This window comes from Gordonibacter faecis, assembly GCF_030077735.1.
In the GTDB taxonomy this organism is placed as follows: Bacteria; Actinomycetota; Coriobacteriia; order Coriobacteriales; family Eggerthellaceae; genus Gordonibacter; species Gordonibacter faecis.
Genome location: NZ_JASJEU010000005.1, coordinates 93,304 through 117,403 on the forward strand (window position 1 = coordinate 93,304; position 24,100 = coordinate 117,403).

18 protein-coding genes are annotated in these 24,100 nt (G+C 58.8%); 8 read left to right on the forward strand and 10 right to left on the reverse strand.

All coding sequences use genetic code 11. The features are described from left to right. The first annotated feature begins 320 nt into the window (after positions 1–320). Positions 321–1,226 (forward strand): C39 family peptidase, encoded by a 906-nt coding sequence (locus QNJ86_RS02805; protein ID WP_283831061.1) that lies wholly within the window; start codon positions 321–323, stop codon positions 1,224–1,226. Positions 1,227–1,442: 216 nt separating this feature from the next. Here the strand turns inward: QNJ86_RS02805 and aguA are convergent, their stop codons facing one another. From aguA to ptcA, 3 genes are read right to left on the reverse strand one after another with little or no spacing between them, the layout of a single operon-like run. Next, entirely contained in the window at positions 1,443–2,552 is a 1,110-nt protein-coding gene (gene aguA / locus QNJ86_RS02810) for an agmatine deiminase (RefSeq protein ID WP_283831062.1), read from the reverse strand. A gap of 45 nt (positions 2,553–2,597) precedes the next feature. Then, positions 2,598–4,100 carry an APC family permease gene (locus tag QNJ86_RS02815; protein ID WP_283831063.1) on the reverse strand — a complete coding sequence of 501 codons (1,503 nt, stop codon included), beginning with the start codon at positions 4,098–4,100 and terminating at the stop codon, positions 2,598–2,600. A 15-nt stretch (positions 4,101–4,115) separates the two neighbouring features. Further along, entirely contained in the window at positions 4,116–5,147 is a 1,032-nt protein-coding gene (ptcA, locus tag QNJ86_RS02820) for a putrescine carbamoyltransferase (RefSeq protein ID WP_283831064.1), read from the reverse strand. 225 nt (positions 5,148–5,372) lie between these two features. Here ptcA and QNJ86_RS02825 point away from each other — a divergent pair, with 225 nt between their 5' ends. After that, positions 5,373–6,173, forward strand: coding sequence for a MerR family transcriptional regulator (locus tag QNJ86_RS02825; RefSeq protein WP_283831065.1), 801 nt, complete (start codon positions 5,373–5,375; stop codon positions 6,171–6,173). Positions 6,174–6,190: 17 nt separating this feature from the next. Here QNJ86_RS02825 and QNJ86_RS02830 read toward each other — a convergent pair whose 3' ends face one another. The 5 genes from QNJ86_RS02830 to QNJ86_RS02855 form a co-directional block, all read right to left on the reverse strand. Beyond that, on the reverse strand, positions 6,191–7,432 hold the full coding sequence (locus QNJ86_RS02830) for an MFS transporter (RefSeq protein WP_283831066.1): 1,242 nt from the start codon (positions 7,430–7,432) through the stop codon (positions 6,191–6,193). Positions 7,433–7,535: 103 nt separating this feature from the next. After that, positions 7,536–8,783: an MFS transporter gene (locus QNJ86_RS02835; RefSeq protein ID WP_283831067.1), complete on the reverse strand. Its 1,248-nt coding sequence runs from the start codon at positions 8,781–8,783 to the stop codon at positions 7,536–7,538. Between the two features lie 2 nt (positions 8,784–8,785). Beyond that, on the reverse strand, positions 8,786–9,265 hold the full coding sequence (locus QNJ86_RS02840; RefSeq protein WP_283831068.1) for an FKBP-type peptidyl-prolyl cis-trans isomerase: 480 nt from the start codon (positions 9,263–9,265) through the stop codon (positions 8,786–8,788). Between the two features lie 415 nt (positions 9,266–9,680). Further along, on the reverse strand, positions 9,681–11,996 hold the full coding sequence (locus tag QNJ86_RS02850; protein ID WP_283831070.1) for a molybdopterin-dependent oxidoreductase: 2,316 nt from the start codon (positions 11,994–11,996) through the stop codon (positions 9,681–9,683). A gap of 479 nt (positions 11,997–12,475) precedes the next feature. Beyond that, positions 12,476–13,354 (reverse strand): helix-turn-helix transcriptional regulator, encoded by an 879-nt coding sequence (locus QNJ86_RS02855; RefSeq protein ID WP_283831071.1) that lies wholly within the window; start codon positions 13,352–13,354, stop codon positions 12,476–12,478. Positions 13,355–13,554: 200 nt separating this feature from the next. On the opposite strand from QNJ86_RS02855, the gene QNJ86_RS02860 reads away from it, so the two are divergent. The 6 genes from QNJ86_RS02860 (at position 13,555) to QNJ86_RS02885 (ending at position 22,538) form a co-directional block, all read left to right on the forward strand. Beyond that, the gene (locus QNJ86_RS02860) at positions 13,555–14,856 is read left to right on the forward strand and encodes an MFS transporter (RefSeq protein WP_283831072.1); all 1,302 of its coding nucleotides are present in this window, start codon (positions 13,555–13,557) and stop codon (positions 14,854–14,856) included. Between the two features lie 157 nt (positions 14,857–15,013). Then, positions 15,014–16,540, forward strand: coding sequence for an SDR family NAD(P)-dependent oxidoreductase (locus QNJ86_RS02865; RefSeq protein WP_283831073.1), 1,527 nt, complete (start codon positions 15,014–15,016; stop codon positions 16,538–16,540). Between the two features lie 282 nt (positions 16,541–16,822). Further along, positions 16,823–19,075, forward strand: a complete 2,253-nt coding sequence (locus tag QNJ86_RS02870) for a molybdopterin-dependent oxidoreductase (RefSeq protein ID WP_283831074.1) — start codon at positions 16,823–16,825, stop codon at positions 19,073–19,075. Between the two features lie 5 nt (positions 19,076–19,080). Then, positions 19,081–19,422, forward strand: a complete 342-nt coding sequence (locus QNJ86_RS02875; RefSeq protein ID WP_283831075.1) for a 4Fe-4S dicluster domain-containing protein — start codon at positions 19,081–19,083, stop codon at positions 19,420–19,422. Between the two features lie 79 nt (positions 19,423–19,501). Next, positions 19,502–20,731 carry an MFS transporter gene (locus QNJ86_RS02880; RefSeq protein WP_283831076.1) on the forward strand — a complete coding sequence of 410 codons (1,230 nt, stop codon included), beginning with the start codon at positions 19,502–19,504 and terminating at the stop codon, positions 20,729–20,731. 307 nt (positions 20,732–21,038) lie between these two features. Further along, on the forward strand, positions 21,039–22,538 hold the full coding sequence (locus QNJ86_RS02885) for a response regulator transcription factor (protein WP_283831077.1): 1,500 nt from the start codon (positions 21,039–21,041) through the stop codon (positions 22,536–22,538). Positions 22,539–22,602: 64 nt separating this feature from the next. On the opposite strand, the gene QNJ86_RS02890 is transcribed toward QNJ86_RS02885, so the two are convergent. Continuing rightward, positions 22,603–23,448 carry a histidine phosphatase family protein gene (locus QNJ86_RS02890; RefSeq protein ID WP_283831078.1) on the reverse strand — a complete coding sequence of 282 codons (846 nt, stop codon included), beginning with the start codon at positions 23,446–23,448 and terminating at the stop codon, positions 22,603–22,605. Then, complete coding sequence (locus QNJ86_RS02895) at positions 23,445–23,912, reverse strand: YbaK/EbsC family protein (protein WP_283831079.1); 468 nt, start codon at positions 23,910–23,912, stop codon at positions 23,445–23,447. The genes QNJ86_RS02890 and QNJ86_RS02895 overlap by 4 nt, the downstream gene beginning before the upstream one ends. Positions 23,913–24,100 lie beyond the last annotated feature (188 nt).

A 24,100-nucleotide genomic window follows, 5' to 3' on the forward strand; every position in this document is an offset into this window, starting at 1 on the left:
CGGGTAAGGGAGGCGACTGTCCCGCAGGGCTACCTGCGGTTAGGAGAAAGGTCCAGTCGCTGATAATCATTTTAACGAACTTATGTTCGCTAGTCAAGAACATAAGTTCGTATTAGTTCATAAAAATGCGGAGGTTTTGAGGAGGGTGAAACGAATGGGGGTTCAACTGCGTGTTTAAGGTAACAGGAGGGAAACGGGTAGTTGGAGTGGTGGGGTTCGTTCAGGCGCTTTGACCGGCGACTCACGGCTGGCCTTTCAGGTTGATTTCAACTTTGGCGGCTATCGTTTCCCTGCGGTGATCGACCGAAAGGAGGACGCGCATGTCGTACCCACCGAACACGCAACGGCGCGCCTCTAACGATGCGCTTCCGAACAGCGCTTTCTCGAGCGCCCGGCGAACAGCCCCCAGCAACCCCGCGTTTGTTCCGCGCGCTCACCCCGTGCCGCGCAAGCGTCGCGTGCCCGCGCGCCTACATCCCCTCGCTCGCCGTTGGAAGACAGCGCAGATCTGCTTTCTAGCTGCGCTCCTGGTGGTAGGTGCCATCACTGCCCTCCCTTTGATATCGTCGTCGCTAGCTGCTGCCGACGTGGACGCCGCTGAACGCGCGTCGCTGGAAGTTGCGCGCCTCGAAGGCGAGCGAAGCGACCTCCCCAAAACGACCTCCTTCGACGTACCCGCGCTGGCTCAGTATCCAGAACTGCCAACCGGCTGTGAATCGGTGGCACTTACCAACGCGCTCATCTCGCGCGGCTTCACGCTGCAGAAGACCGAAATTGCTGATACCTGGCTTCCCATCAGCGACAACGACTTTGTGTATGCCTTCATGGGCGACCCGCACGACCCCCTTGGCAACAGCTGCATGGCACCCGCTGTGATACAGGCCGGTACCGCTTATCTTGAGGCGCAGGGTTCCGAACTGCGCGCGGTTGACCTCACCGGCTCGTCGTTTGGCACCGTGCTCAGCGAAGCGTCTGCTGGCAACCCTGTCATCTGCTGGTGCACCATCAACCTGCAACCAGCCGGCGAGCCCTACCGCATCCAACAAGCCGACGGCCGCACGTATGGCCTCTACACCACCAGCCACTGCGTCGTCGTCCGAGGCTACGACCTTAACGCCGGCGTCGTCCTGGTCAGCGACTCGCTGGCCGGCCAAGTCCCCTACGACCTCGAAACCTTCGCCGCCCGCTACTACGAACTAGGCGCCCAAGCCGTAGTAATAAAGTAAGGGCAAGAAAAAAACGCCTCCCAAGTGGAAGGCGTTTTTACTTTTTGTAGCACAGGTAGTTCGTAGCGTCAGCGAGGGGTGCGCTGGTGCCCGAGATTGCCCCGCCGCGCGGCTGAGCGTACTTCGGTACGCAAAGGTAAGCGCACAAGGGGCAAGATCGAGTGCCAGCGCACCCCGCAGCTTCGGCTAGTTCCGGCGGCCGTAGGCCGCCGGAACTTACGCCGGTTCTTGCTGCGTGATGCAGTGGATGTTGCCGCCGCCGTAGGCTATCTCGCGGGTGTCTACGCCGACGATTTCGCGGTCGGGGAACATGGCTTGGACCTGTTCAACGGCCAGATCGTCGTACTCGTCGCCGTATTGCGGGAAGATGATGGCGTCGTTCACAATGAGGAAGTTCATGTAGGACGCGATGGCGTAGTCCTCGGTTGTGCGGGGCAGCGTGCCCTCCACGACGTCGATGGCGTCCACTTCTTCCTGCGACATATACGTAGGCACCTTCGGCATGGTGAGCTTGTGCACCTTCAGCTGGCGACCCTTGGCATCCGTGGCGTTCGACAGCGTCTCGTAGGCGGCATGCGCTGCCTCGTAGAACGGGTTGTCCTCGTCGTCGGTCCAGATGCAGGCCACCTCGCCCGGACGCACAAAGCACGCCACGTCGTCGATGTGACCGTTCGTTTCCTCCGGGTCGATGCCATCCTTGATCCAGATGACCTTCTCCACGTTGAGGTATTCGCGCAGGTAGCCCTCAATGTCTTCCTTCGACAGCTCCGGGTTGCGGCCCTCGGAGAGCAGGCACATCTCGGTGGTGATAACGGTGCCTTCGCCGTCCACGTGAATGGAGCCGCCTTCCAGCACAAACGTGTCGGGACGGTAGCGCACCGCACCCGCCAGGTCGGCCACCTTCACGCCCACAAGCGCGTCCTGATCCCATGGGAAGTACAAGCCATCGACCAAACCACCCCAGGCGTTGAAGTGCCAGTGCACTGCACGCACGTCGCCATCGTCGTTCTTCACGAACGTGGGGCCGCAGTCGCGAATCCACGCATCATCCGAGGTCATCTCAATCACGAGCACATTCTCGTCCTCGGACATGGCGAAGCGAGCCGCCTCGTAGTCCTCCGGCTTCGCGCCAATCACCACGGGCTCGAAACGGGCGATAGCGCGCGCCACGTTGGCGTAGGCCTTCTGCGCTGGTTTCGCACCGTCGCGCCAGTTGTCGGGGCGGTGCGGCCACAGCATCCAAATGCGCTTCTGCGGCTCGAACTCACCGGGCATGCGGTAGCCGTCTTTGCGCGGCGTGGACTGCTCTTCATAAATGGTTTCCATACGAATGGTCCTTTCGTTAGCAAAGTCTATAGTACCTGATAAGCGCTACACCAAGTCGCGCGGCTCACGGCCGATAAGCATCTCTTCCTCCATCGGTACTTCCTCAGAGGGCGGCATCTCTTCGTAGCCGTGTGCCACATCGAATGCCATCGGGTCGCCGTGCGTGCCCATGCCGCCGTAATCGTCATCGCGCCCGCGCGCCGACAGCACGCGCACGATCTCGCCTAGAATGACGAACGCAATCACGCCGATGAGCATGGGGATCTTCCCCATTTCCTCGGGCGAGCCGTTCAGCGGCACGATGGTGGCAATAATGGCCAGCACCAGCAGCACCACGGGCAGCCAGGCAACCACCAGCAGAAGGCCGCGGCCGCCGGGCACCTTAAACACGCGATTCGCGGTGGGGTCGACCGAGCGCAGCTTGAGGAACGCCGGGAACATGGGAATGTAGCTGATCAGCAAGAACACAATGTTCATGGAGAAGAAAATCCAGAAGAACCCGTCAAGTCCCACCAGCTCCATAAGTGGCGACAGCAGCACCAGCACGCTCGCCACAATGCCGTTGATGATAGCGGCACCCGTCGGCATACCGCTTTTCGCGCTTTCGTGGGCAAACGGCTTCGGCATGTTCTTCTTGCGCGCGGCATGCTCGGCCACGAAGTTAACGCCGAACGACCAACTCACCATGTTGCCGAACAGCGTGATAAGGAACACAATGCCCACTACGATGAACAGCACGCTGCCGAACCCGGACATGATGCCCACGGCGTCCATGATGCCCGAATCGAGCGAGATATCCATGGCGGGAATAGCCGCCGCAATGCCGAACGAGCTGAACAGGTACAGCGCCGCAATGGCAATACCACCTGCGATAATAGCTTTGGGTATTTGCTTGCTGGGGTTCTCCATGGAGCCCACGTACGTGGTGATAACCTCAAAGCCCATAAAGTTGAACAGAATAATGGACAAATACGTGAGGCTGTTCGAGTCGAGCGACGGCAGGAACGTGGCCGGTGCCATATCGTTCGCGAAGCCGTAGTTCACGGCGTACCAAATGCCCAAGCCGCCCACCACTAGCGCGATGGCCACCTTGAGCACGGCCGCCAGGTTCAAAATCCACGCCGAGTCCGACACTTTCGAGAAGCTGAGGAACACCACAATCCAGATGAACGCCAGCTCAATGGCAAGCGATGGCAACAAATCCAACTCCACGCCGGTGATCATGGTGATAGTCTCGGGGAACAAAAACGCCAGCGAGGCCATCCACAGCGGGAAGTTGATCCAGTAGTACCAGCTCACGCGGCTGCCCCACTTGTCACCGAACGCGCGACGCACCCAGTCGTAGAGGCCGCCCTCGTCGTCGTAAGTGGTGCCAAGCTCACTCACCACCAGGCCGTACGGCAGCAAAAACGCGATGATGAGGAAAATCCACCAGAAGAACTGCGAGTTACCAATAGCCGCAGCCGGAGCCGCCGCCTCCGCCACGAACACGACCGTGATAACCGAGAGGATCGCGTCTATCAGGCGGAATTTCTTGTTTTTTGCCATAGGGAGGCTCCTCTCCTACGCCGTTGCCGCTTTGCCGATTTTCTCCAGCAACTCGTTCACGCGGTCGCGGGCGGCGTTGGCTGCGGTTTCGTCGGCGGGCAGGTCGGGGCAGAAGTACGCCAGCAGGCCGCGGATGGAGTGCTTGCGGTTCTCGGCCTCGTCCCAGCAGATGGAGTTCGGGCCGTCGATAACCTCGTCCACCACTTCTTCGCCGCGCGAAGCGGGCAGGCAGTGCATGAACTTCGCGTCCGGGCCGGCCAGCTCCATGAGTTCGGGCGTGACCTGGTATGTCGGGTAGAAGATAGCCATGCGCTCTTCCTGCGACAACTCCGCGTCGTACAGGCCGTACCACACATCGGTGTACACGAAGTCGGCGCCCTTCACGGCCTCGCGGTCGTCGGTCACCGTCACGCTGCCGCCGGACGTTTCGCAGTTCTTCCGGCCGATGGCCAGCAGCTCCTCACCAATCTGGTGGCCCTTCGGACCGTACTGCACGAAGTCCATGCCCATCTTCGAGCAGATGAACATCTCGGACACGCACACCTGCGTGGCGTCGCCCACGAACACCATCTTGCAATCCTCGATGCGCTTACCCTCGGGCAGGTGCTCCATCATGGTCATGAGGTCGCCCATCTCCTGCGTGGGATGGTTGTAGTCCGACATACCGTTGATAACGGGGCACGGCGCGTATTTCGCGAGGTTCACCAGGTCTTCGTGGCGGTCGACGCGCGCCATGAGAATGTCCAGCAAGCGTCCCATGACGCGGGCGGAGTCCTCAAAAGTTTCGTGTCCGCCCAGCTGAATGGTGCCAGGCGCGAAAAATTCGCCCGCGCCGCCGAGGTCGGTCATGGCCGTTTCGAACGAGATGCGCGTGCGGGTGGACACCTGCTGGAAGATCATGCCCAGCGAGCGGTGCTTCAGGATGAGCGGGTAGGAGCCTGCCGCAATCATCTCCTTCATCGCGCGCGAAAGGTCGATGATGTCAAGCAGTTCCTCCTTCGTAAAATCGTTGGTGTCGAGAAAGTCTTTCTTTGACGAACGTGCCATCGGTTCCTCCTATCGGAATGGGAATGAGGTCGCTTCCCGATGATTCTCCCTGTCGCGCCGCGCGTCTCGACTGCTGCGCGGCGGGTTGACGACGAGGCGTTGTCCGTCCATCATGGGGGCGTTACCAACCAAGTGGGAGCGACCGCGCCTGCATCTGGCCTGATGGGCGAGGAGCGTCCCTCAGGCTGACCCGCGCGATAAACGCAAAAGGAGGCGAAAACCACTATGAAGTCAGGGGAACTTGCCCAGCTAGCAGGCGTCACTGTGCGCGCCCTGCGCCACTACCACGCCATCGGTCTCTTGCCCGAACCACCCCGCGGAGAAAACGGGTATCGGGATTACACGGTGGAAGACCTCGCGCACGTGCTTCGCATAAAAAGGCTCGCCTCCCTGGGGTTTTCGCTTGATCGCATCGGCGAGGTGCTGGAAGAGATGGACGCGCATCCGACTGATGGCGCAGGCTCACGTACCAGCGATGCCCTTGACGAACTCGACCGCGAGCTGGCTTTGCAGATAGAGCGCTTGCAGGAACAGCGAAGCACCATTGAGCTGCTCAAACGCGAGCAGCTTGATCCAGACCTGCCCATTCGGTTCGCACGCGCCATAAAAACGCTCATGAGTGGACCGCGGGCAGACTCGCCCATCGCAAAAGCCGATCACACTGCGATGCTGTTAGCCGGGCACCTGTACACCGAAGAAGACTTGGCCGAACTTGAACGCGTGGTTGCAACCATTGAAGAACTCAACCTGATGGAGCAGCTGCGTGCGCTGCAAAAGCGTGTCGACGAACTTGCGCCCGATGCTTCGCAGGAAGAGCAAGACAACCTCGTGAAAGATATCGAGGCCACCATGATTCCCCTGATTGACTGCTTCTCCTACGAAAACTGGGAAGGCGATTACGAACCGACGGAACTGTTGATGATAGAAGCGCTGCACCGAGGTCTCAACGAAGCACAAGCCCAGGTAAGCGACCGCATAGAACGCATACTGGAAGACCGCATCCTTGCGAAAAAGGCCGACTCGTAGTCGAGCCGGCCCACATATTAGACCAATTTTTTCCAAGCAATAACGGTGAGCACCAAACCGAACGCGTACAGCGGCACAGCCGTGCAGCGAGCCGCCAAAGCCCACTCGCCCATGCCCGCGACCAGAGCCCCCAACACTGTCGTTCCGAGAAACATGCCAACATTTTGCATGAGTGCCAGCACCGCAGAAGCGCCAGCCACCTTATCCGGCGACATCATTTCTGCCACCGAAGCATAAATCATGGAAGGTGTTGCGTTCTCGCCAAGTGCCAGCAAAATAATGACGGGAATGAACAGCGGCAGACTATCAACGGAGAACACAAACCAGGAATAGATCATGCCTGCGATCCAACCTACTAAAAGCACCAGCCGACGCGAATGCACTCGATCGGATACCTTACCCGAAAGCACCGCGAATACCGAGCCGATCACCGCGCCCGAAGTCACAATGATGCCCGCCACGGTGAGAGCAACATCAAACGTGTCAAACACGTAGGTGCTGAAGAATCCTTCTATCGACATTGACGCCGCCGCATAGGCAAACATCATAATGCCCAAGAGCCACACCACTGGCAACTTAAGGGCTGCAGTGATATGCGGCACCGGTAGTTCCTCGCGCACCGAATCATCAATGGCAACGGGCTGCTCGTCATCATCAAACACAAACGTTGGAGCACGATAGAGTAGAGCAAAGAGAACGAGTACTATGGCATCGAATACCAATGTCGCCCACCATACCGAATGCCACGACCCGGTGATATCGAAAATTCCCGTAAACAACGTGGGACCTACAATAAACGAAACAGTCACCCAGATAGCCCATATACCTAAGGGTAATCCACGTTTCGAAGGAGCAAACCACGGGGAGATGGCCACCACACCAACCACCCCCATAATCCCCATGCCAGCCCCTTCCAGCACTCTACTAACCATAAACGCAGGCACATCGGCAGACAACACGCCCACCAAGCCTCCCACCAGCGCCAAAAGCAGCGAAGCGATTCCCACCTTGTGCACACCAAACCGATTCACAATGCCCGCTGCTGGAAACGCCATAACTATTCCCAACACATAAAACAACGACATGATGGTGCCCATGAAGGCCTCATCAATGCCAAACGATGCCATCAAAACAGGACTGAGTGCCGTCACTTTAACCATGTTCAGCGGCGCGACGAAACCACAAAGCCACACGACGGCAAGCACGACCCAGCCGTACCGGTTGGGCCCACGCGTCGGTGTATCAATTAAACCAGACACGAGATCCCTCCTTATGCCCGCCCTACCCACATCGGCAAACAGAAATCAACCACTACCGCGCACAGCCCTGAATACCGATGCGAGGCGGGAGGCGCTTAGTTGCTTACTTAACCCTCTTCCAGAACAGCAGTGCCACCACAATGACCAGGGCATAAAGCGGAACGGCCACATAATGGGCACCCACCGCCCAGCCAAGATTGCTCACCACGGTGCCAATGAGTGTTGTCCCTATAAGCATGCCCAGATTCTGCATGAACGCAAGAATTGCCGACCCCGCCGGTAGCGCCTCTTCGGGACATCCCTTTGCCAAAATGGTGAACAGCATAGCGGGTCCACCACCTTCGGCAATGCCAATGCATATGACGATGAAGATATACACCGCAAGATTGGTGGTCTGAAAAGCGATCCAGGAATAGATGAGACCAAACACCACCGTTACCACCAATATGAGCTTAGTCTTGCCGGTCACGTCCGATAGCTTCCCCAGCAGGATAGAGAACACCACACCAGCAACGGCACCACCCGAAGCCACAAGGTTGGCAATGGTCAAGGAAGCGTCGAGGTTCTCAAAAATATACGTTGGTAGGAAGTTCTCGATAGCCATTTGAGCACCGCACATAAACAGCATAGCAATGGCCGCACAAAGAACCGCTGGCGCCTTGAAAGCGGTTCGATACGCGCCCTTGGGCACCTCGCCTTGAAGGTCTCCGTCGGTATGATCAACACGATTCCCCTGTTCATCAAATGAGAAGTTTGCATCGCGATACAGAACCAAAAACACCACGAGAATCACGGCGTCAAATACAACGTTAATCCACCAGACGGGCTGCCACTCCCCCAGAGAATCGAACATGCCTGCGAACAACAGTGGCCCCACGATAAAAGCCACCGCAACCCAAATGCCCCAAATACCCATCGGCAAACCGCGCTTAGCAGGCGCAAACCAGGCGGATATGGCCGGAATGCCCGCAACGGCCAGCAAGCCCCAGCTCACACCTTCAAGCGCGCGCGACACCATAAACACGGAAAGGTCATTCCCACTTACCACACCGAGAACGCCACCAGCTATTTCGAAAACCAGGGCGATGACCACGGTTTTGCGGATACCCAGCTTCTTCATGATGCCTGCTGCAGGGAAGGCAAAGACACAGCCCATAATGTAGAACATCGACATAACCCACGACACGCTTGCTTCATCAATCATGAACCACTCCATGATGGGCGCAGCGAGTGCAGTGACCTTTACCATATTCGCCGGCGCGGTGAACGCCGCAAGCCACACCACTATCAGTACGACCCAGGCGTACCAGTGAGGCAAATTCTTTTTATTGGGTGCTGCCTGATTAGCCATAATTATCCCCTTACCCTCTTGCCATCCACCCGCTGCGCCTCCAGAGCAGAGCGCTCGTTCACTGCAAGCAGCGTCACTTCATACGAAAGATCCTTTCCCGCATGCGGATGGTTAAAATCCAGCACGAGTACGTCGTGTTCGATACTGCGCACGTAGGCCGTAGCGGGAAGTGCCGAACGGTCACTCTGCACCTCAATAAAGGTACCCTGCTCCACATCCTGCCACCGCGGCATGGCTATGAGAGGAAACGAGCGCACTGCCTCGCTATCCACTTCCCCAAAGCCATACCGAGCGGGAACCTCTACGCGACGCGTCTCCCCTGGAGTCATGTCAAATAATGCCTGTTCAATGGGAGGAAACACGCTCCCATTTCCCAAGATTACTTCCAGCGGGTTACCGGTTTCCCTCACGTCATAGAACGCGGCATCCTGTGCACACGTACCTCGATATGCTATGCGCACCTTGTCTCCCGGCTTATTCATGTTGTTTTTCCTTCCCCATGGGACAGCCGCGCCCCACCGCAAAGCGGGGCGCGGCGCGCTGTGTGCTAGCGAGGGATGAACAGAGCTTGCTTTGGCTCGCTCCCCAGCTTCTGAGCCAGTTCCTCCACCGGACCAAATTCCATGCACTTCGCTAAGCAGTGGTGCACACACGAAGGTTTCTTTCCTTCAGCGACACGCACCTCGCACAAATCGCACAAGTCAGTGGGAACGGGAATATGATTCCAATTAAAATCGTTCCCCATGGTCTCAGACCCCGTCTTTGACCAGGGGCCATCCTTAAGTACTCGGATGCCCCATTCACCCACGGTTAAACCGTGTTCTTCCTTACACGCCACCTCGCATGATTGGCAGCCCGAACACCACTCGTATGAAATAAGCAATCCGTAGGCAGTCATCAGTACACCAGCTTTCCAAAACGCTCGGCGAAATCTTTCAGATCAAGATCGTAGTTCTCGGTAAGGGGGCTCACGTTGCACAGGCTGTTCTTAAACGGGGCACCATACCCCAGCTTGCCAATTCGCTTATGCGGAACGAGACAGTTGCAGTTGCTCTTCCACACGCCGAACAAGCTTGGCTCTTCCGGGTCATCCTCGGGGAACCACCAGCCATGATGCGCATGCACGGTCCCTGGGTACACCGTGGGCGTAACCTTTGCCTTAAACTTGGCTTGACCAAACTGGTTTTCTATGAGAACCCACTGACCATCCGCCACGCCGCGTTTCTTTGCGTCATCGGGGTGTATCTCCAAAAGCGGGTTAGGCACCAGTTCACGCAGCGGCACCACCTGGCGGTGCTCCGAGTGGAACGAAGCGTATTCACGTGCCCCTGTCATGAGGATGAATGGGTATTTCTCCGCAATCTCAGGCGTGGAAACCGGGCTAAAGGGCGGCTCCTGATAGTACGGAAGCGGATCGTCTCCGTAGTACTGGAACAGATACGAATAGAATTCAAACCGTCCGGAACGCGTGTTGAAGCCCAGTTCGCCGTTTGGACGCAGCAGCCCCTTCTCGTACTTCCGATATGTTACGCCGCGCTTGTGGTACACTTTGTCGCGTAGTTCGGCAAACGTCATTTCACGGGCAATACGCACGTCAGCGATGAAGTCGTGCAGATCAGCGTACGTGCCGTCGTTCCATATTTCAGGATTCAGGCGCTTACCCAATTCCCAGATAACTTGATAGTCATCCTTGCACTCCCCCACCGTGATAGCCTTATTCGTGGCACCGTACGTGACCGGAGATAGCGTGTAATGGGTCATATTAATGGAATCCTTCTCCGCCGCCGTGGCCAGCGGCAGGAAGATGTCACAGCACGCCTGGATGGTGGGCGTTATGAACAGGTCCGTGCCAATGCCGAAGTCCAGCTTCGACAGCGCTTTATGCCAACGCTGCGGCTGAGCGCTATTGGTAGGCGAAAGCAAGTTATTCGACTGAACAATAACCATGTGGAACTCGTAGGGGTCGCCCGTCTCAAGCGCGTCGAGCAGCAGGTCAGCGTGCGCATTGAGGATGGAGTTCACATAGTATGGGTACTGATCCATGCCAATGGTCTTCGCACGCAAGTCGGGGTCGAGCTTATTCCATCCATAGTTAGGCACTACGGTATCATCCTGGAATTCGCCGCCCATCAGCTGCCCACCGGGTACGTCCAGGTTCCCGGTAAGCGCCATGAGGGACAGGATGCAGTGGCCTGCCTGCACGCCATTTTGCTGCTGGTCGATAGCAAGGCCCCACGCGATGGAAGCGGGCTTGGCCTTCGCATACGTACGAGCGACCGCGTAGATATCCTCCACGTTGAGGCCGCAGATCTCGGCCGCACGCTCGGGAGGCATCTCCTTGGCACGCTCTGCCAATTCCTCAAAACCCCACGTCCAGCGCTCTACGAAATCGTGGTCATACAATTCTTCGGTCACGATGATGTTGATAAGGGCCAGCCCAAGCGCCGCGTCGGTGCCGGGGCGAAGCCTGAGCTGCAGGACGGCGCGTGTCGTGAGCCAGTTCACACGCGGGTCAATGGCAATGAGTTTTGCACCGCAACGCATGAGGTCAAGCACGGCATGACCAAACAAGCCATCACCGTTTGACGCAAGTGGCTGTTTACCCCACACCATGATAACCTCGGGCACCACATAATCTGGATCATCATAACCACCGGGAAGTCCGCCAGCGTAATCGATCTCAGGGTATCCAACGCCTGAAGCAAACATGGCGCTGGCACAGCGCGGCTCATAGCAGGCGTAGCCCGACTGCGTGTAAGCCGAGTTTGGCGTTCCGAACACTGCATGCGCCAGCGTCTGTGAAAGAATGCCGCCATCGCGTCCAGTGCCGCTCAAAAGACAGATGCTCTCCGCACCGTACTTCTCTTTAATTTCCGTCGTTTTGCGCTCGATGATGTCGAAAGCATCGTCCCACGTAGTGCGCTCCCACTTGTCTTTGCCGCGGTCTTCGCGGGCTCGCTTTAAGGGATGAATCACTCGTGACGGATTGTAGATATAGTCCTTCAGTGCCAAGCATCGCACGCACAGACGCCCATTGGTGACAGGGTTATTCTCATCTCCCTCAACCTTTTCCAACACGCCGTCCTTAACGTACAGCTTGACGCCGCAACCGACGGGATGACATCCAGGAGGTGACCAGATTGAAGAGCGTGTGACCGTATAGTCCCCCTCTTCATAGCACCACGGTTTATCCAGATCGTTCTCAAATTTCATAGTGAAACCCCCATTGCCTTCGTCACCTGTCGCCGGCCGTGCGAAAAAGGTGAGCTGATACGATGACACGTGTCTGGCAACCTCAGTCTAACAAGCGGCTGAGACGGCGCACATGCGAGCCTTTTCTTACTTTTTGCGCAGAAAAGCGCGGCTTCAGCGGACTTCGTATTGTGTCAATAGGTACTTCGTCGTATTCAGATGATGAAACGTTCGTATTGTTTACCTTGCCCGGAGACGCGACACTGAACGAAACCGGGGGTTTCCCGCTGCTAGCCGACCAAAGGAGGCAGGGATTATGTGCGGCTACGCGTGCAGCCACTGCGGAAGATGTAAGGGAAGCAAGAACGTAGACGGGGCGTACTGCTTCTTCTGTGGCACCATGAACAGCCGAAACACTGTTCGCTGCCAAGCGTGTGGAGCAGCACTACCTGCCCCGCCGGGAGTAGCCATAAAAAACGATTGGCGATCTGAAGCCATTCTCAAGACGAAAGATGCTTAATCCCTTCTCCAAGCAAGGCAGCTTGCGTCCTATTGTTAACGTTGAGCTTTGCAAAAATGTTCTCCAAATGCTTGCGCACGGTATGCTTGCTGATGAACAAGCTCTGCGATATCTCAACGTTGGACATTCCGCTTGACACCATGCCGAGAATTTCTTGTTCCCTCTTGGTAAGTCCTTCAAGCAGCGCGCGCTCTTTAGCGTCAAACGCCGGCTCAGTATACGTGGACACTCGTGCTTCGACCACCCCTAAGGACCCTCGTTCATCAAGTGCTTCCTTCAAAAAGTGAATAAGATCTTCTTCGACACGAAGATGATCAGCTTTGCGGGTGTCTTGCACCAGTTTCATGAGGTCGACATAGGAGCCGCAAAGATGCCCGATGACAGGAAGCCACTTTCGCTCCTTCTCAGACCACGCATAACTTCGATCAATGGCCGAAAGGGTAAACCAACCATGCAGGCCTTTTCTACTCACAATGGGAATGTGAGCAGCGCATCCTTCATCAAAAACGTTCCCCATAAGAGATTTTGTTTGATCGTAGTCATCAACGAACATTGCCTTGCGTGCAATACGGTAGGGCTTTATAAATTCCTCATTCTCGTTGATCATACTTTCGAATTCATCCATGGGCACGTCGTAGCCCTTTTGAAGAATGAGATGGCTTTTCTCGGTATCGGTCTCGTCTTCGGTGTAGTAAACCGTCATCCGAAAATGGGGATAGAATGTCTCCAGCACATAGGCAAAGCACTCCAGCGTTTCTTCAGGAGAACGGCATTCCTCACCTAAAACATCAACTAGTTCGTAGATAAAATTGATCCAAGAAAAAGATGTGCCGTCGTCGGTTCGTTTCAGATCGTCCATGCGACCACCCCTCGCACTATCAGCGTCTTTTGGTCGAAGACCTACTGCTCCCCTGTGCTTAGATGGCTCAGATTATACAAGTAAACGCGAGTTACCCACTGACGAAAGTTCCCGTACGAAAGTTTTTTCGCGTAGCCGCTTGACCCCGACGTTGCGTCGGGGTTTTTACTGCTTTCTGTTGTTTACAGAAAGGACTTCCTATGACGCGTTCTCTTGCTCCCCGGTTTTTGTTATCGGGCGCGCTTTCGCTGTTGGGTAACTCGGTGGCCGGTGTGGCGTTGCCGCTTGTGTTGTTGGCGACCACCGGCGACGCATTGGCGGCAGGTACGTTGGCGCTTATTTGCGCGGTGCCGCAGATGCTCATTGGCATTGCGGGCGGGGCGGCGCTCGACCGCTTCAACCGGCGCGACATTTCTATTCTTTCCGACCTTGTGTCGGCCGTGAGCGTGGCGCTTATCCCTGTGGTGGATATGGTGTGGGGGCTGAACTTCGGGTGGTTTATCGTGTTGGGCCTGATGGGAGCTGTGGGCGATATCCCGGGTATGACTGCACGCGATGCCCTTCTGCCTGCTGTCGTGGAGCGCGACGGGCGCGACTTGCAACGGTTCATGGGGCTGTCACAGTCGCTCGATTCGCTCACTACTATTGTGGGCCCGGCGCTCGCGGCGCTGTTCATAGGCGCGGTGGGCGGCGTGCCGTCGCTCTGGTTCACGGCGACGCTCTCGATGCTGGCCGCGCTCGTCACCTGCACCTTGCCGCATTCGGTGGGCGCGGAGGGTCTGCGCGATGCCGCCCACAGCGAAGGGCGCGGCGCGGTGGCTTCGGCGTTTCATGCGCTGCGCACCGGTGTGCGCGTACTGTTCCGCACTGACGGCATTCTGACCGCTTCCACGCTGCTTTCGTTCGGCATTGTGATGGTGATGGGGTCGTTCCAGGGTCTGGTACTGCCCGTGCACTTCACGGAGAATGGGCATCCCGAACTGCTGGGCTATGTGTTGTCGGCCATGTCGTTTGGCCTGTTGGCAAGCTCGCTTGGGTATGCGGCGGTGGCACCAAAGCTCTCGAGACGCGCCTGGTATGTACTCTCGCTCGTCGGCATGGCGGCGGGTGTGGCGGTGCTCGGAACGCTGCCGGACTTCCCGTTCATGCTGGCAGGCGCGGTGCTCTTGGGCGTGAGTGCAGGGCCGGCCTCGGCGCTGCTGGGATTCTTCATGTTCGACCGCATTCCCGAGGAATCGCGCGGCAGTGCCCTTGGCACGCAAAACTCGCTTATGCTGGTGGCTGCGCCGGTTGCCGTGTTCGCCACCTCGGCCGTCGTGAGTGTGTTCGGCGAAGGTGTGGCGGCGCTAGCCCTGGTAGGGTGCTGGATTGCGGTGTCGCTCTGGGCCGCCGCCACGAAGAGCATGCGCACACTCGACGAGGAAAAGCCCGCACCGGCCACCGCCCCCGAATCCACCGGCAGCGCATCAACTCAGCCCCAACCAGGTGATACATCCTGCTAAGCGTCACCTTCGCCACACGCTGGTTATCAACCTGATTTCGCGCGGGTCGCGCCTTTCCAACGGACGCGCGGGCGGCGGAAACGGCCGGCGCGGGCGCTCCTATGATGCGGAGGAATGCTTGGGCGCTTGTGCGCCCTCCGACGAAAGGAGCGCCATCATGGCAAAAACAGCCCTGGTTACCGGCGCGACGAGCGGCATCGGCGAGTCCCTCTGCCTGCTGTTCGCCAGCGACGGTTATGATTTGGTTACCGTGGCCCGCGACGAAGAGTCCCTGAAAAAGCAGGCGGAGGAACTGCGCGCCCTTGATGTGGACGTACTGCCCGTCGCCTGCGACCTCTCCGACCCGAATTCCGCGCGCACCATCTTTAAGCGCGTAAAGGAAGCCGGCAAGGAAATTGAAATCCTTGTGAACGACGCTGGCTATAGCCCGGCCGGCCGGTTCTCGGAGTTGTCCGTGGCCGACATCCGCGCGATGCTCCAGGTGAGCGTCACCAGCTTGGCCGAACTCACCAACGTGTTTCTGCAGCCCATGCTGGAGCGCGGGCACGGTCGCATCCTCAACATGAGTTCAATGATGGCGAAAACGCCGTGCCCCTACAATGCCCTTTACGGCGCGGCGAAGGTGTTCGTGCTGTCGTTCTCCACGGCGCTTGCGCACGAACTGCGCGGCTCGGGCGTGACCGTGACCACCGTGTGCCCCGGCGCCACGCGCACGAACTTCCCGAAGAACGCCGGCATTGAAGGCGCTCCTGCGTGGAAATATTTCTCCATGAGCGCTGATGAGACAGCCATTCGCGTGTACCGCGCGCTCATGCGCGGCGAGCTGTGCGCCGTCACCGGCTGGTACAACAAAGTGGGTGCGTTCGGCGTGCGCTTCATGCCGATGGGCTTCCAGCTGATGGCCGGCGAGTGGCTCATGGGCACGCGCACCCATCCGCTCGATCACGAGGGCACCGAGGAAGGTGCTGGTCAGCGTGGCGAAGGTGCGGACGGAAAGGGCCAAAGCGGGCAAAGTCAAAGCGAAGGGCGCAAGGATGGCGACCAGCGCGGTGGGAAGGCCGACGCACGCAAGGACGACAAGGGCAGCAGCGCCCCGCACTACCAGCGAGAACATCCCTTGGGCCGCGATGGCCAGCGCGGCTGGTACGACGGCGGCCGCGAGGCGCGCGTGAGCCCCTGGGTATTTGCCGCCCGCAAGGTTTCAGGTATCCCAGCCATCATTCGCCACGAGCGCTCGGCACGCGTGGCTCCTTGGGAAGGTCGCCCTCAGCGCGTGCAGCAGCCCGCGGGTGCACAACCGATGGGCTCCACCCCTCCCCGCGAGAACCGCGCGGGTGACCCCTGCGGCGGTGGCGTCGGCTGGCGCGCAAACACGCTCGGCTGCAAGATCTATCGTGAAGAAGGCGGCCGCGGCCAGCAGCAGAACCAAGGTCAAAGCCAGGGTCAGGCCCAGGGCCAGCGTCAAAAGCAGGAGCAATCCCAAAGCAAACCTCAAGCCCAAAGCCAAAGCCAATCCCAAGGCCAGCAGCAACACGTTCCCAGCAACATGCCACACTCCGAGGCTGACAAGCCCAACACAAACATGCCAAAGCCCCAACCCGGCCCCGGCAAGTACGCCGGCCCTACTCGCGACGGCGAGCCCGCCGATCTCGGCCGCTTCACCCAGCGCGGCTCCAGGCATTAGCAAGTAACCCATTTCCCGTTTCCGATGCCGACGTCCCCAAAGGGCGCCGGCATCGCGCATCTCCAGAAGCAGTTTCCCCAGATCAATCCAGGTAATACCATCGGTATGAGAAGACGGTACATACAGAAATCACCTCCCTTCTCCCCCCAATACGTGAAGTGAGCGATTTCCCCCTGTGCACACATGTGAAAAGGTATGCACAGGGGGTTTGGCTTGGGGCGCAGCAGTAGCCGCCAAGCCACCAAGCTCATCGTTCGAAGAGACGAAAGGAGAGGGAGCTTCATGGGAGAGAAACGAGACTACACCACCGTCGATCACGAAAAGCCGTATCGCTTTGACGAAGACGGGCTGCACGTGACCAGGGGGTGCGGATGGTCGGCGCCGGGATGCCACCTCGGATGCGGCGTTCTGCTGTTTACCGACGACAACGGAAAGCTCGTTAAAGTGGAGGGTGACCCCGAGAATCCCTTCAACCAGGGGCGCTTGTGCGTGCGCTGCCTCGATCTGCCGGAAGTCGTGTATTCGCCGGACCGCATCCTACACCCGATGAAACGCGACCCGAAAAACCGCGGCAAGAACCAGTGGGAGCAGATAAGCTGGGACGTTGCGCTCGACGAAATCGCCGGGAAAATCCTGGAAGCCAAGGAAGAATACGGCCCGGAATCCGTGGCATTCTACTCGGGCACCGGCCGCGACATCGGCCAGTACATCACGCGTTTGTGCTGGGGATTCAATAGCCCCAACTTCGTGTTCATGATGTCGGGCCAGTCATGCTATTCGCCGCGCGTTGCCGGCTGCTTTTCAACCTCTGGGTCGTTCTGGGTGGGCGACTACGCGCAGCAGTTCCCCGACCGCTACGACAATCCGAACTGGGAACAGCCCGACCTCATTGTGATCTGGGGCAATAACCCCATCATATCGAACTCCGACGGCCTGTACGGTCACTGGGTGGTCGACTGCATGAAGCGAGGTACAAAGGCCATCGTCGTTGACCCTCGCTTGACCTGGCTCGCTTCGCGCGCCGAACTCTTCCTGCAGATTCGCCCTGGCACCGACGGCGCCCTGGCGCTTGGCATGGTGAACTACCTGATAGAGAACGACCTCTACGACCATGAGTTCGTCGACCTGTGGTGCTACGGCTTCGATGAACTGGCCGAACGCGCCCGCGAATACCCGCTTGACGAAGTTGCCGCCATCACGGAAATCCCCGCGGACGAAATCGCCGCCGCCGCCCGCCGCATCGGCACAGCAGAGCGCGCCATTTTGCAGTGGGGCGTTGCCATCGACCAAATCAAAGAAACCATCCCCACAGCGCAGGCCGTGCTCGCGCTCTTCGAAATTACCGGCAACATCGGCAAACCCGGCACCATGCAGCAGCCCGCAAGCATTCTCAACTACGCCGCTGGCTGGGGCTCCGAATTCCTCACGCCGGAGCAGGAGGCGAAACGCATCGGCCAGGAGGAACACCCGCTCATCAAGATGGGCTTCCAGGAATGCGTCACCGACGACTACATCAAGTGCCTCGAAACGGGCACGCCCTACCCCATCAAGGTGGCATGGATGCAGACTACCAACCCCCTGGCCTGCACCGGCGTCGACGCGAAGCGCACCCTGGCCGCGCATATGAACATCGACACCATCGTGTGCGTCGACCTGTTCATGACACCCACCGCCATGGCGCTGGCCGACTACTTCCTGCCCGCGTGCACGTATGCCGAACGCAACGGCCTGCGTATCGGCGACGGCGCGCAGCGTGCCGAAACCATCAACAAGGCCATCGAGCCTTTGGGCGAGTCAAGGTCTGACATGCAGATATGTCTCGACATTGGCAAGCGCATCTCGCCTGAGGCCTGGCCGTGGGACACGGTGGAGGACATGTACTCCGACATCCTGGAAGAGACCGGCCACTCCTTCGAAGAAATGCAGGAGCTGGCGCCCGGCTATCCGCCGTTCGACTACCGCATGCACGAAAAAGGCCTGCTGCGCGAGGATGGCAACCCCGGCTTCCAAACCGCAACGGGTCGCATCGAGCTGTGGTGCACCATGTACAATTCGCTCGGCCTCGACCCGCTTCCGTCTTATGAAGAGCCAGTGCCCAGCCCCCGGTCAACACCGGAGCTGTTCGAAGAGTACCCGCTCGTGCTTACCACCGGCGCACGCGTGTGGAGCATGTTCCATTCGGAGCATCGTCAGATTCCGCGCATGCGCGCCCTGCACCCCGAGCCTCTGGTGTATGTCAACCCGGCCACCGCTGCGAAGTATGGCGTAAAGGACGGCGACTGGGTGTGGCTGGAGAATATGCACGGGCGCTGCAAGCGTCAGGTGCGCGAAACGCCCATCGTGAACGAGCACACCATCAACACCGATCACGCCTGGTGGCGCCCGGAAGCGCCGTGCGAGCTGGACGAGGGCCTGTACGATTTGTGGGACCTCACCGTTGAGAACCTTCTGCCCTACGACTGCGGCGCGTCCGGCTTCGGCGCGAATTACAAGAACACCATTTGCAAGATGTACCCGGTAGCGGAAGGAGCGTAAGCCATATGGGCGCAAAGGGATTGTTGGTCGATTACGAATGGTGCACAGGGTGCCACACCTGCGAAGTGGCCTGCCAACTTGAGCACGGCTACCCAAGCGACCAGTGGGGCATCAAAGTGCACGAAGTGGGCCCATGGGAGTACGCGCCAAAGAAGTGGCAGTACAGCTACCTGCCCGCGCCCACGGACCAGTGCGATTTGTGCGGCGCGCGCGTGGCGAAGGGCCACGTGCCCACCTGCGTAAAGCACTGCCAGGCGCAGGTTTTGAAGTACGGGGATATTGAAGATTTGGCGCGCGAGCTGGCCCAAAAGCCCAAGCAGACCCTGTTCTGCTGCGCGTCAGCTTAACCGTACCGGCTTGTTTCGGCGCCTGATGAGAGGGGAAACACCATCGGGCGCCGGCATCATTACGAAAGGGGAACACTTCATGAATAAGAAAACTCGGGCATGGATTCCTGTATGGGCCATTATTATCGCCAGCGTGCTCATTGCATTTGAGTACGGCAAGGTGCCGCCCGCCGCACCAAACATGATGGAAGTGCTGGGCATTTCCTACACCACCCAAGGCCTCATGATGACCATGTTTTCCATCGCGGCTGTGGTCATGGCGCTGTTCGGCGGCGCGCTCATGGATCGCTTCGGCGCGCGCAAAGTGGTCAGCATTGCGCTTTTAGTGTCCATCGTGGGCAATGTGGTTGGCCTGTTCTGGACAAGTGATGTGGGCATTTTGGTAACCCGCGCGCTGGAAGGCTGCGGTTACGGCGCAGCCATGACCGCAGGCCCTGGCATTATCGCCATGTGGTACGAGCCCAAAAAGCGTGGCCTCGCCAACGGCGTGTGGGGCGCGAACGTCGGCTTCGCCATGATGATTGTGACGTTGTCCGCCACCCCCATCATGGAGAACAGCAACTGGACGGGCATGTGGATCTTCGGCCTCATTGGTGCGGTGCTGGCCTTCATGCTGGTGGTTGTGTGCGTGAAAGCGCCAGCCGAATCCGAGCGTAAGGACCTGGAAGAAACCACCGGCGTCAAAGAAGATACCGAGAAGCATGGTGTTTTGTGGGGCTACTTAGCTCCGCTGTCCCTGCTGAGCGCCGTCATGTTCTTCCTGGTGGGCGGCGCAACCGACGCGTTCAACGCCTTCACCATTCCCTTCCTGAACGTCGAGAACGGCTGGAGCGAAGGCGCGGCGAACATGTGCGCAACCATTGCGGCCGCGGGTATGCTGGTCGGCGGCACCACGATGGGCGTAGTGCTTGCGCGGACGAAGGACAAGGGCATGTTGCTGTTTGTCGATATGCTGGTGTGCGCTATCGGCCTCTTCCTGTGGTTCAACCTGAACATTGGTGTAGTGGGAACGTATATCATCGCCTTTGTGCTGGGATGCTTCCTGGGCGCTGCGCCCACCGTGTTCTTCGCGATGGCTCCTGAGGTGGCACGTTCGCCGAAAACGGTTGGTGCCGCAACCGCCGTGGTGGTGCTCGGGCAAAACGGTGGCACCCTGGCCGTGCCCGCACTTGTTGGCATGATTCTTGACAGCGCTGGCTACAGTGCAGCGGCGGTGGCCATGGGCGCGTTGTCGCTGGTGGCGTGCGCAATCTGCCTGTTCGCTTTCCGCCGCATCTACAACAAGAGCAAGCGGGTCACGCTCGAATAGCGACAGCGAGCATACGCAGTTCTAAACGGTGGGCATCGGATTTACTCGATGCCCACCGCGAAGATTCGAGGTGAGGTACCGTTATGAGGGAACACTGCTTTCCGTGCCGAAACTGTGGGAAATGCCATCCCCCTTACCGCCGGGGTTTGTGTCCTGCGTGTCTGAGCGCAAACAAGCCTGACGCAAAGGTGTGCGCAACCTGCGGCTTTGTTTTCCCCGCCTCACCAGGAACGAAGGGCGGCTTGGGTAGTTTTTCATCGCGTGGCACACACGACAAGGTTTGAGCCGAGACCACAGGAGGTGACCGTTGACTGCTCAAGAGAAGCACCTGTTCTCTGAATATGAGAGCACGCGCGCGGCCGAAAGCGACGGTCGCGACCTGCTTATCGGCAACAGTTCGCGCTACGTCATCTTGGGCATTGTGGCGCTGGCCGCCTACTGGGCCTGGATCTTTTCCATCTTCCACGCCAACGTGCTGAACCCGTTCGCGGCGGAGGAATTTAACGCCTACCTGATGCTCTGCGTTATTGTTGCGGGCAGCTCAGCGCTGAGTATGGGAGCGTTTGTCCTGTTCGGGTGCTATTTACAGCGCATGGTAGACCGCATGTGGTTTACCGTAGGCATCGCCTTGCTGTCGCTTTTAACGGAGGCTCCCGCGTTTCTTGGGCAGGTGGGCGGCGAGCTGAGCTTCCCACAAGCGGGGGTGCTTTTCGCTATTGGAGGATTTGCGTCCTCGTTCATCTATTTGAAGACCGGCCCCTTTTTCGTGTGGCTGCGGCGCGCCAAGCTGATGCGCAGCATCGCGCTGGCGTTTTTGCTGGCGTCGCTTCTGTACTTTTTGCCGCTGTTTATGACCCCGGTGGTGGGAATTAGCCTGATAGCCTCCTTCCCCGTGGCGTCCGTGGCGTGCTCGCATCTAGTGAACAAAGGCATCGGACCGAAGCGACTCGATGCCGCCGAGTCATGCAGCGCCTACCGCACAGCGATTCTTGAGCGGCTGCGGGAGTTTGTTCCCACACTGCCGCGCACCTTGTTGTATACGCTCATTTTCGGCGTGACTTCCTACGCAGTGCTCAAGCTTGCCGTGGAACAAGGAATGGTGATGGTGATTGCCGCCTCGATTGCGGTGTCATCTTTGGCATTTGCCGTTTACGTGCTATCGAAGAAGGTGAAGGCCGACTCGGATTTGTACCGCATGCTGCTGCTTCCGCTGATTGCCCTTGCGGTGCTGCCGTTTCCCTACGTGCCAGAGATGCTGAAAATTTTCTTCCTGACGCTGATTATTTTTGGGTTCACCTGTTTTGATGCTATCACCTGGGGCGATTTGGCTGACGAAATAAGCGACCGCCAGCTACCTATTTATGTGTCGTACGCGCCGCCCACCATCGGCAACTTTTTCGGCATCTTCATTGGATGGAGCGTGGGCGCGCTGCTGTATGCCGAACTTGGGCAAGCGGAGTTCGACACGGGATATTCCATCTTTTCCATCATTATTGTTATTGCGCTCGTGATGCTGCTAGTGTGGGACCTCATTAAAAGCCGGAAGGAGGAATCCGGCGAGCCCCAGGCGGACGCGTTTCTCGATAAATGGAAAGCAGCGTGCGAAGAGATTGCCGAGACGCACGAGCTTACCAACCAGGAGACGAGGATTCACACCATGTTGGCGCGCGGGCGTAACCAGCACTACATTGCCGAGGAACTGTTCATTTCGCCGCACACGATTAAGACGCACACCTACCATATTTATAAGAAGTTGGGCATACACTCACAGCAGGAGCTGATTGATATGGTGGAGGCTAAGTTGTAGAAGATGCGGGTGCGAAATTTTCGCGCGAGTGGGAGTCCTGGCTGCGGCCGGGGCTCCCGTTGTGCTAGGCCTTTTGCCAGGCGGTGGAGCCTATTTCGGCGAGGGTGAAGCCGGTTTGGTCGTAGTGGATGCGGGTGACGCTGGTATTGGGGATTTTTACGGGGTCGTTCACGCGCGAGGGTTCCAGCAGGTACACGAGCGTGCGCACGACGAAGGAGTGGGTGACCACCAGCACGTTGCCGCCATCGGCGCGGCTTATGGCATCACCGGCCTCGCGGAAAAAGCTGGTCAGACGCTGTTCGATGGTTTCGAAACGTTCGGCGCGGCCCGAGGTGTCGGCTTGTACGATGACGTTTGCCACCTCGGGAAGGCGGCGGTTGTGCTCTTCGAAGGAGAGGTCTTCGCCGAAGCCGCGGGTGAGCGCTTCGTGCAGCAACTCGCCGGGCTCACCTTCCAGGTCACCGTAGCACCACTCGCGCAGCCGAGCGTCGAAGGCGAGGGGAAGCGACGCGCCCGTGCAGAGCGGCGCGCGCAACGCCGGGGATGCGGCGGCGCCGGTTGCCGCGGGATCGCTGGTGTCGGTCGTGGCGCTCAGGGAGGTCTGGGTCAGCGCGGACGCCTCGCCGCGCGCCGCAGCGCGTGCGCTCAGCAGCACATCAAGCGTCTGTTCGGCTCGACCGCTGTCGCTGGCATACGCAGCAACAAAGTCCACTTCGGCCAGACCGCGCCCCAGCTTCTCCGCGCCACGCACGCCGTCTTCCGTGAGCGGGGTGTCGCACCAGCCCTGCACCTTGCCCATCACATTGAACAGCGTTTGGCCGTGGCGTACCACGTAGAACGTTACCGGGGCACCCGGTGCCTGCGCGCCTCGAAACGCATTCGTCGCGGAAGGCTTTTCAGCCGCCGTCATGGGAGTTTGCACACGTCAACCCACGTGCAGGGCTCGGCACACTGCTGAAGTTCATCGGGAGTGAGGCGCACCGCACTGGCCGCGTTGCCGGCCGCCGGATACACCACATCGAAGCGACGTAGCGACTCATCCAGGTACACGTCTACGCCGTCGTTCACCGCGAACGGACACACGCCGCCCACGCCGTGGCCGATGAGCGGCTCCGCCTCGTCGGCGGCCAGCATCTTCGCCTTACAGCCGAACTGCGCCTTGAATTTGGGATTGTCAATGCGCGCGTCACCTGCGGCAACAACCAGCGCCACGCGGTCGCCCACATGGAACGACAGCGTCTTCGCGATGCGAGCCGGCTCGCACCCCACCGCTGCGGCCGCCAGCTCCACGGTGGCGCTCGACGTGTCGAACTCCAACACGCGCTCCTCCATGCCACGCTCGCGCAAATACGCCTTCACCTTGTCGATTGCCATCCCGGACGCCTCCCATCATGTTTCGAATCTCCCCAGTATAGCAAACGCCCCGCGAACACCAAAAGAAGTCACCCGCCGGTCACCTGCGGACGGGAAGCTGACAGCCGTCCTTCATCGCCAAACAAAACACACCCGCGGTAGCGCGCAAGCGCGTCGCTTTTTTGAGCGACGCGCTTTCGCATGGAGGG

Excerpts from the sequence above, each read along its gene's own strand:
- QNJ86_RS02805 (WP_283831061.1), top strand. The coding sequence starts at position 321 with ATGTCGTACCCACCGAACACGCAACGGCGCGCCTCTAACGATGCGCTT.
- aguA (WP_283831062.1), bottom strand. The coding sequence starts at position 2,552 with ATGGAAACCATTTATGAAGAGCAGTCCACGCCGCGCAAAGACGGCTAC.
- QNJ86_RS02815 (WP_283831063.1), bottom strand. The coding sequence starts at position 4,100 with ATGGCAAAAAACAAGAAATTCCGCCTGATAGACGCGATCCTCTCGGTT.
- ptcA (WP_283831064.1), bottom strand. The coding sequence starts at position 5,147 with ATGGCACGTTCGTCAAAGAAAGACTTTCTCGACACCAACGATTTTACG.
- QNJ86_RS02825 (WP_283831065.1), top strand. The coding sequence starts at position 5,373 with ATGAAGTCAGGGGAACTTGCCCAGCTAGCAGGCGTCACTGTGCGCGCC.
- QNJ86_RS02835 (WP_283831067.1), bottom strand. The coding sequence starts at position 8,783 with ATGGCTAATCAGGCAGCACCCAATAAAAAGAATTTGCCTCACTGGTAC.
- QNJ86_RS02840 (WP_283831068.1), bottom strand. The coding sequence starts at position 9,265 with ATGAATAAGCCGGGAGACAAGGTGCGCATAGCATATCGAGGTACGTGT.
- QNJ86_RS02850 (WP_283831070.1), bottom strand. The coding sequence starts at position 11,996 with ATGAAATTTGAGAACGATCTGGATAAACCGTGGTGCTATGAAGAGGGG.
- QNJ86_RS02855 (WP_283831071.1), bottom strand. The coding sequence starts at position 13,354 with ATGGACGATCTGAAACGAACCGACGACGGCACATCTTTTTCTTGGATC.
- QNJ86_RS02860 (WP_283831072.1), top strand. The coding sequence starts at position 13,555 with ATGACGCGTTCTCTTGCTCCCCGGTTTTTGTTATCGGGCGCGCTTTCG.
- QNJ86_RS02865 (WP_283831073.1), top strand. The coding sequence starts at position 15,014 with ATGGCAAAAACAGCCCTGGTTACCGGCGCGACGAGCGGCATCGGCGAG.
- QNJ86_RS02870 (WP_283831074.1), top strand. The coding sequence starts at position 16,823 with ATGGGAGAGAAACGAGACTACACCACCGTCGATCACGAAAAGCCGTAT.
- QNJ86_RS02875 (WP_283831075.1), top strand. The coding sequence starts at position 19,081 with ATGGGCGCAAAGGGATTGTTGGTCGATTACGAATGGTGCACAGGGTGC.
- QNJ86_RS02880 (WP_283831076.1), top strand. The coding sequence starts at position 19,502 with ATGAATAAGAAAACTCGGGCATGGATTCCTGTATGGGCCATTATTATC.
- QNJ86_RS02890 (WP_283831078.1), bottom strand. The coding sequence starts at position 23,448 with ATGACGGCGGCTGAAAAGCCTTCCGCGACGAATGCGTTTCGAGGCGCG.
- QNJ86_RS02895 (WP_283831079.1), bottom strand. The coding sequence starts at position 23,912 with ATGGCAATCGACAAGGTGAAGGCGTATTTGCGCGAGCGTGGCATGGAG.